Origin of the sequence: Streptomyces sp. LBL (genome assembly GCF_029893585.1) — a bacterium.
Classification (GTDB): Bacteria; Actinomycetota; Actinomycetes; order Streptomycetales; family Streptomycetaceae; genus Streptomyces.
Window position 1 is genome coordinate 1 of record NZ_JARXYX010000070.1, and the last position, 8,144, is coordinate 8,144.

The 8,144-nt window shown below is 67.5% G+C and carries 6 protein-coding genes and 1 pseudogene; 3 read left to right on the plus strand and 4 right to left on the minus strand.

The genetic code is table 11. The annotated features are described in order from the left end of the window. From M2271_RS42090 to M2271_RS42100, 3 genes and pseudogenes are all read right to left on the minus strand, one after another. Window positions 1–735 (minus strand): annotated as a pseudogene (locus M2271_RS42090) (hypothetical protein); the annotation flags it as partial. Beyond that, a complete protein-coding gene (locus M2271_RS42095) occupies window positions 732–962 on the minus strand; it encodes a hypothetical protein (protein WP_280892762.1) in 231 nt (76 codons plus the stop codon). The pseudogene M2271_RS42090 and the gene M2271_RS42095, both read right to left, overlap by 4 nt. A gap of 290 nt (window positions 963–1,252) precedes the next feature. Next, window positions 1,253–2,284, minus strand: coding sequence for an AsnC family transcriptional regulator (locus tag M2271_RS42100; protein WP_280892763.1), 1,032 nt, complete (start codon window positions 2,282–2,284; stop codon window positions 1,253–1,255). Between the two features lie 118 nt (window positions 2,285–2,402). Here M2271_RS42100 and M2271_RS42105 point away from each other — a divergent pair, with 118 nt between their 5' ends. The 3 genes from M2271_RS42105 (at window position 2,403) to M2271_RS42115 (ending at window position 7,092) form a co-directional block, all read left to right on the plus strand. Then, on the plus strand, window positions 2,403–3,746 hold the full coding sequence (locus M2271_RS42105) for a diaminopimelate decarboxylase (RefSeq protein ID WP_280892766.1): 1,344 nt from the start codon (window positions 2,403–2,405) through the stop codon (window positions 3,744–3,746). A gap of 251 nt (window positions 3,747–3,997) precedes the next feature. Further along, window positions 3,998–5,446: a M81 family metallopeptidase gene (locus tag M2271_RS42110; RefSeq protein WP_280892764.1), complete on the plus strand. Its 1,449-nt coding sequence runs from the start codon at window positions 3,998–4,000 to the stop codon at window positions 5,444–5,446. 164 nt (window positions 5,447–5,610) lie between these two features. After that, window positions 5,611–7,092, plus strand: a complete 1,482-nt coding sequence (locus M2271_RS42115; RefSeq protein ID WP_280892767.1) for a Na+/H+ antiporter NhaC family protein — start codon at window positions 5,611–5,613, stop codon at window positions 7,090–7,092. A gap of 717 nt (window positions 7,093–7,809) precedes the next feature. Here M2271_RS42115 and M2271_RS42120 read toward each other — a convergent pair. Further along, the coding region (locus M2271_RS42120; RefSeq protein WP_280892765.1) for a hypothetical protein at window positions 7,810–8,144 on the minus strand (335 nt) is incomplete at its 5' end.

Below are 8,144 nucleotides of genomic sequence, written 5' to 3' on the forward strand. Positions count from 1 at the left end.
TACCAAAGTCACCTGCCAGCGACCAGCACGAGCACCCCGATGCCCACGCACACCAGCCCTGTGACCAGCAACTTCAGCCTGCACACCTCTCAATGGGCGATGGCGTGGCACCGAAGCGCCTCGCGGTGTCAGGCCAGGATGGGAATCAGGCCGAGAGCAAAGACGGCGGAGAACCCTGCGGCCACGGCCAGGCGGGCCGGGGTGAGCCGACGGCTGCGCATGGTCAGCAGCAGGTAGGTGATCGCGGCCATGGTGATGATGCCGGACCACAGCAGAGCGCCGTTGAAATGCCAGGTGGTGAGCAGCAGGCCGATGCCGCTGGGGAACGAAAAAGTGGGCGGCGAAGAAGATCACTGCGAGGGTGGCCAGGGTCTGGGCCACTACGGCCCACGTGGCCGGAGCAGCCTTGCCGGGCTGGAACTTCAGCGGCTCCAGCTCCTCGTCGTCCTCGGCCGCCTTGCTGCTGCGGATCTCACGCCAGAAGTACACGGCGTAGGCGGCGAAGAACAACAGGCCGAGCGTCGGCTTGAAGGCGAAGGCGACCAGGCCGAGCGCGACCTTGACGATGAAGATCGGCAGGAACCACTGCTGGTCCTTGGCCAGGCGCTTCAGGTCCTTCGCGTCGCCGAGGGCATCGCTGTCAGGCGGAGCGACGTCGCTTCCGCCACCGCCCACCGTGGCGAGGAGGGCGGCACGTTCCTTGCGGCGCTTGAGCAGGAGCATGGTGCCGGTCACGCCATAGGCGACGGTCGCCAGGGATCCTCCTCGGTTGCGCCGGTGGTCACTGCGACCAGCGTCACCACGGACTCGGGCAGGGCGGTACCGAAGGCGGCCAGGATCGTTCCGACCGCCATCTTCCCGACGTTGAGGCGCTCGCCCAGCCACTCCACGGCGTTGACGAACCACTCGCAGGAGAAGTAGATCGCCACAGCGCAGGCGATGAGCAATACGAAATGGATCACGGGACTCGTCCAGCCTTCCCGCACCGGCGGGGCCTCGAAGGACGAGCGACGCGAGGAGCGGCGGAACGTCTTCGACCCCGCCGATACGCACTTAATGTCGTCGACAAAGGGCCGAAGGTCTCGCCCACCCGCAGTCTCAACGATCACGGGCCCGGTCACCGGGAACCCGTGGGCTCCAGTGTGTCGACGACCGGTATTGCGGGGCTACTCCCCTTCGCAGCCGGTCGTGGTACACGGCCAAGACGTCCGCGGGTGTGGCGCGGCCCACCCAATGCTCCAGGGCGGCGGGGTCAGGTGACGGGGAAAGCATGCGGGTTCATCGCGAGCGCGCGGATGCAGCGCCCGTCCGCGTCGAGTTGGCGCCCCATCTGCTTCATGGTGTGCAGGCAGACGGCTCGGTCGGTCACGGTGTACTCCGGATGGCGCTCGGACAGGACGCGTTCGAACTCCGGGAGCTCGGCCGGGGTTCGTAGCCACACCATCGTCAGCAGGTTGTCGGGACCCGACAGGGAGCAGCTCAGGCGGACTTCGGGGCGCGGGACGAGCGCACGCGCGACCTGGTCGAGAGAAGAGGGCGGTACGCGCGCCCACAGGATGGCGGTCGTCGGCCATCCGGACACCGATTGCGCCACCTCGCATCTGAGCCGCAGGGAGCCGCTGGCAAGAAGCCGGTTCACCCGCCGACGGACGGTGGCCTCGCTGACGCCTGCCTGTTCGGCCATCTCCGTAAAGCCCATGCGCCCGTCTGTGTGGAGCAACTCGTAGAGGGATCGGTCGACCTCGTCCACGCTGATTCCGTGGGCTTCGACGGCCGGCGCCTGGAGGGTCTGCTGCTGTGCTGGGGCAAGACTCCGCAGGCGCCAACGACTCGGTTCGCTGTAACCGACCGTGCGGATCTCGGACTGGTACGACAGCACGCCGGGCATGACGTCCAGGACGTCGCGCAGGAAGTGGGCCACGGCCGCGGGGCTTCTCCGGGCGACCACCACGAGCAGGGAACTCGCTCCCGTCGTGTGGTGCACGTAGCGCACGGCCGGATTCTCCACGAGACGTGTCGCCACGTCATCGAAGTGACCTTGTGCCGTGACGACGCGGACGTACGCCATGCACGTATCGCTGTGCCTGGACGGGCCCACGGTGCAGGTCACCCAGGCCAGACCGGCCGCGCTGAGGCGCTGCCACCGCCGCGCGACGGTGGCCGAATCGAGCCTGAGCGTCCGGCCCAGGACGGCCCACGTCGCCCGTGGGGCCACCTGCAGCGCGTTGATGAGCGCGAGATCGACCTCATCGACGACGAGATCAGGCAGGTCACTGGGGGTCATGTAGCGGAGTATGCAATATTTCGGCTTGATTCAGCGAACATATGACGAATTTCAGCGCCCAGGATCCGGTGCGCCGCAGTGGGGTGAGTCTGGGGGACGCGAACAGGAAGGTGCATCCATGGACCGGTACAGTCAGCCATCCAGCGAAGGCCGATTCGATCGGGTCGTTCGGGCCGCGGTCGAGGCGGGACTCACCGGGGCCGCGCATCCGGTGGCCGGGTTCATCGACATCGACGGGGTGCACACGACGGTCGGCGAACTGCAGAGCGCGTTCGAAGGGGTCGCGGTTCTGCACGCCTTTGCCGCGAAGGCATGCCCGCTCGTCCCGGTGCTGCGGTTGCTGGCAGCCAGAGGGCTCGGCTGCGAGGTGGCCAGCCCGGGCGAACTGGCACAGGCTCTTGCCGCGGGGTTTCCTGCCGAACGCATCGTTCTGGACTCGCCGGCGAAGACGCGCGCAGAACTGGCCGAGGCGCTCGAACTCGGAGTGGCGGTGAACGCGGACAATCTCGACGAGCTCAAGCGGATCGACGAACTGGTCACGCCACAGACGGCTTCCGTCCTGGGAATCCGCGTCAACCCCCAGGTGGGAGCAGGGTCGATCAGTGCGATGAGTACGGCCTCCGCCAGTTCGAAATTCGGTGTCCCGCTCGCCGATCCCGGCATGCGCGACGAAGTGGTGTCGGCATTTGCCGCCCGACCCTGGCTCACGCGCCTGCACGTGCACGTCGGCTCGCAGGGCTGCCCGCTGGAACTCATCGCCGAGGGCGTGCGCGCGGCGTATGAACTCGCCGAAGAGATCAACGCCGCCGTCGGGCGGCGCCAGGTAACCAGCCTGGACATCGGCGGAGGCCTGCCGGTCAACTTCGACGACGACTCGGTCCGCCCCAGCTACACGGAGTACGTAGCGGTGTTGCGGGCGCGCGTGCCCGAACTCTTCAGCGGCCGCTACTCGCTCGTCACCGAGTTCGGTCGGTCCCTGCTGGCAAAGAACGGCTTCATCGCCGCGCTGGTCGAATACACCAAGGACGCCGGCGGGCGGCGCATCGCCATCACCCATGCCGGCGCGCAGACCGCGACGCGCACCGTGTTCATGCCTCAGGCGTGGCCGCTGCGAGTAGAGGCCTACGATGCCGGCGGCCGACGCCGCCGCGGCCGCGAACTGGTCCAGGACGTGGCCGGGCCATGCTGTTTCGCCGGCGACGTCGTGGCCCACGGCCGCGAGCTGCCGGAGCTGACGGAAGGCGACCTGGTGGTCCTGCGCGACACCGGCGCCTACTACTTCTCGTCCCACTTCTCCTACAACAGCCTGCCCCGCCCGGCCGTACACGGATTCAGCAGTGCCGGCGACGGCACGGTCTTCGTCCCCATCCGCACCGCCCAGTCCACGGCGGAAGTCGTCGCAGAGGCAGGCGCGGAACACCGCGACGCCCTCCTGGCCCTCAACAGCGCCGAGGACCGCTGAAGTCACCTCGAGCACCACACGCCACGCGTGGCCCCACGGGCCGGTCCCTCGCCTCGCGCCGGGGCCGGGCCGACATGCACAGCGCCGTGGCACACCGGCCGCCGCTTCCGCCGGTGCGCCACGCACCGAGCCAGGAGCCGCCAGCACAGCTGGATACGCCCGAACTCGACTGTCCAGGATCGCGCGCTCCTGCCCGATGTACCTCCGTGAACTGGCCGCTACTGCAAGCACAGACCGAGCAAAGGATGACCATGCGTGTCTTTACCGCCGGGATCGGCACCGAGACGAACACCTTCTCGCCCCTGCCCACCGGGATGGACGCCTTCCACGAGCACGGCTACTTTCCCGCAGGAACGCATCCGGAGCACATGACCCGGTACTCCGCCCCCATGACGGTGGCCAAACGACGAGCCCGCCAGGAAGGGTGGACGATCCTCGATGGGGTCTTCGCCAACACCCACCCCGCAGGCCTGGTCTCCCGCGAGGCCTACGAGGGCCTGCGCGACGAGCTCCTGGCGGACCTGGGGCGCAGTCTGCCCGTCGACGTGGTTCTCCTCGGCCTCCACGGCGCCATGGTCGCCGACGGCTACGACGACTGCGAGGGCGACATCATCACGCGGGTACGAGAGGTGGCCGGTCCGGATGCAGTGATCGGATGCGAACTCGATCCGCACGCACACCTGAGTGACGCCATGGTGGCCAACGCCGACGTCCTGATCGCTTACAAGGAGTATCCGCACTCGGACATCGAGGACCGGGCCGTGGAGCTCGTCGACCTGTGTGCAAAAACGTTCGCCGGGGAGATCCGGCCGGTTCCCGCCGTCATCGACACCGACATGGTCATCCCCCTGCACACCTCCCGCGAGCCGGGCCTCTCGTACGTCGCCCGGATGAAGGCCCTGGAAGGACAGGGCGGCGTGCTCTCCGTGTCCACCATCCAGGGCTTCGCCACAGGAGACGTGCCGGACATGGGAACGAAGGTCCTCGTCTACACGGACGCAGACCTGCCGACGGCTCATAAGACGGCACAGCAACTGGCAGACGAACTGATCTCCCTGCGGGAAGAGTTCCTCGTCCGGTACCTGATGGTCGATGAAGCTCTCGACGCCGCGCTGAGTCAGCGCCCCAGACCCGCCATCCTCGCTGACCGCTCCGACAACCCTGGAAGCGGCGCAGCCGGAGACTCCACCTTCATCCTGCAGCGGCTGATCGAACGAGAAATCACCAATGTGGCCCTCGGACCACTGTGGGACCCGATGGCGGTGCAGACCGCCTTCGCAGCCGGCGTGGGCGCGCGATTGCCGCTGCGCGTCGGCGGCAAGACCAGCCCCATGTCAGGAAACCCCGTAGACGAGGTCTTCCGGGTGAAGGCGCTGCGCCGCAAGCACACGGAGACCAATCAAACAGGAGAGCCTCTGTCGGTCGGGGACGCCGCCCTGGTGGAAGCCAACGGTATCGAGTGCGTGCTCACATCCGAGCGGGCACAGGCCCTGAACATCGATCTGTTCACCGGACTGGGGTGCACCCTCGATGACAAGGCCGTAGTGGTCGTCAAGTCCGCCCATCACTTCTACAAGTCGTTCTCGCAGCTCTCGCCCCACGCCTTGTATGTCGGTGCGCCTGGTTCGGCGACTCCCCGGTGGAGCGATCTGACGTATCAAAAGGCGAGGCTTCCCAAGTGGCCGATCTCTGAGAAGTAGGCAGCTCGCGCACGTACTGCCGGTCTCCCGCAGGCCTCGCCCACGCAGCACTGCCCCTCAGCAACCGACCGACGCGCCCCTTGCGGGCCGCACACCTGGCACCGATGTCCCGGCAGGGACCGTCCGTGCCGCCGCTCGAAAGCCACTCATCACGGAGGCACGCCATGAGCGACTTGCACGACTGTCCGCGAACCGGTCCTACGACCGCTGTAGCGACGTCCCCCACCAAGGAGTCCGAGATACCGCTCAGCCCGAAAGACCGGTCAGAGCCCAAAGGGCGCCGCCTTGTCCCTGCGACAACCGCTGTCGGCCTGGTTGCCTCCCTGATCGCAGGGATCGCGACGTCGCCACCGACGCTGTGGGGCCTGCTGCCAGTCGTCTTCTTCTCACTGCTCACCCTGCTGGGGATGGACATCCTCATCGCGACAGCCGTGTCTGTGATGAGCGTGCTGCTCATGCTCCTGCCGGCTCCCAGCGCCATCGGGGACATGTTCGGCGCTTCGCTCGGAGAAACCGTGACGATGATCGGCTTGATCATCATGCTCGGCGCCGGCGCGGGTGAGATTCTCCACATCACCGGTGCCGCCAACACCATCGTCAAGTCCATGCTGCGGGTGACCGGCGACAAGAGTCCCAAACGCACCATCCTCGGCATCATGCTGGTCTGCCTTGTCCTGGTCGCCGCGCTGGGCACTCTGGCGGGAGCGCTGGCCGTGGCGGCCCCGCTGCTGCTCCCGGTGGCCGCCCGTCTCGGCTTCACGCGTTCCGCAACAGCAGCAATGATGTTTCTGGGCGGCTCCGCGGGCCTGGCCGTTGCCCCCTTCGCGGGAACCAACGTGGCGATCATGACCTCAGCGGGCGTCAGCTACCCGCAGTACCTGCTCTACGGTGCCGTCCCGCTGGCCGTGCTCTCTGTCATCGGCGGCATGATCGTCATCCCGTGGGTGCAACGGCGTACCGAGAACACCGGTGATGAATATGACGGCTCGGAGGTCGCCGAGACCGACGAGCCGATCCCCGGTATTCGGCGCACCCGCGCGACCGTCGCCTTCGCTGTCACCCTGGCTGTCTGCGTCGGTTACGCCATCGCTGCCGGCGCCGGTACATCGTTTCCGTTGCTCGCCCTGCCGGTGATCGCTGTCGTCACCGGTGTCGCCGGCGGCCTGCCGGTCCTTGCGACAGTGCAGCACGTGATTCGGGGAGCCTCTACGCAGCTCAGGATGTTCTTCCTGTTCTGGCTGATGGCCGTCTTCTTCATGGCCATCGAACACTTGAAGCCGTTCGACGTGCTGCGCACGATGTTCAACGACGACCTCGGCTCGATGTCCCCCCTGGCATTCGTGGCAGTGGTTGCCCTGCTGGGCATGCTCGGCGCTCCTGGAGCGGCAGCCGCACACGTGGTCCTTCTCGACCAGGTCTTCGGTGACCTCGCAACCAGCATCGGCGTGAGCGCCAATGCCTGGGTGATCGTGCTGCTGTTCGCCTCGAAGCTGGACACATACGGTCCGTTCCCCAACGGCAACATGGTGGGAGCGATGGGCCTGGCCCGGTCGTCGAACCTGCGCAACCTGCTCGTCACGGGCGTCCTGATTCTTGTTCCGGCGACCCTGCTGTACGCCGTCATCCTGGTCTTCGAGCTGCGCTGACACAGCCGCCCTCCACGCTCGGAAAGTGCTCTGCGGTGGTCGCTCGTACGCCACGCAGCACGAGCGACCACCGCGGTGAAGTTCTCCACGGCAGCACCCCGCACTCGGCCTTCGGTGTGGGGTGCTCCGCGTTGTGATCTGATCCGGACGAACGAGGCTGCATGCAGTGCCAGGCCCGGAGCAGGGCGCCCCATCAGCCCCCGTGTCCGGTCGGTCTGTCCGATTCGGCACTGTTCCGCTCCTTTGAGCCGCGGACCGCGCGGCATTCGATGGTTCCAGGGCCGCACCGGACCGGCGCTTGATGCCGACAGGCACCGTCTTGCAGATCCCCTGCACCGGGATGTGCGTCGCCGCCCGTGCCACGCGGTGTGATGGGCGGCGAGTCGGGGCGGCGAAGTGAAGTCTCGGCGCCGACCACACCGGAGAGCAGCCCCAAGTCGCCGCCCTTCCGGTCCCGGCCCGGCGAGCAGCGACTTCGTTTCGTTGCCGTGCGCTCCGGCAGGCCGGTCCGCCGTTGCAACCGCCCCCGCGCGGCGACAACGGCGAACCGGCACCGTCACTGCCTTGAGGAACAACGCCCGTCCGGCATCTATCCCGAAGCCGCGCCCGTTCGCCGTGCGGCGGCGTCGTGGCAGTCAGCCCAGGGACCTTGGTGCTGCGCTGCGGCGGGGTGGGAGATCGCGACCTGGTGCGCCGGAGGGGTACGGCACGTTGGCCTCACTCCGGTCCTGAGGGCGTCTGCGGGGTGCGGTCCCCGGCCCTTGCTGCCTGAGCAGAGGCGAGCGGGGTAGCGCGTTGCTTCGACACGCGGATCACCACTTTCGATGACGGTGCGTCAGGTGTGCTGAGTTCGGCCGGAATCCCTTGCAGCGCCGCCGTATCGGGTGTCGCGGCCGTCGCACCGGACGAGGTGCGCCCATCCGGCGTGAGCCGCCAGAGGTGCACGATGCCGGTCCCCATTGAGAGGTGTGCAGGCTGAAGTTGCTGGTCACAGGGCTGGTGTGCGTGGGCATCGGGGTGCTCGTACTGGTCGCTGGCAGGTGACTTTGGTG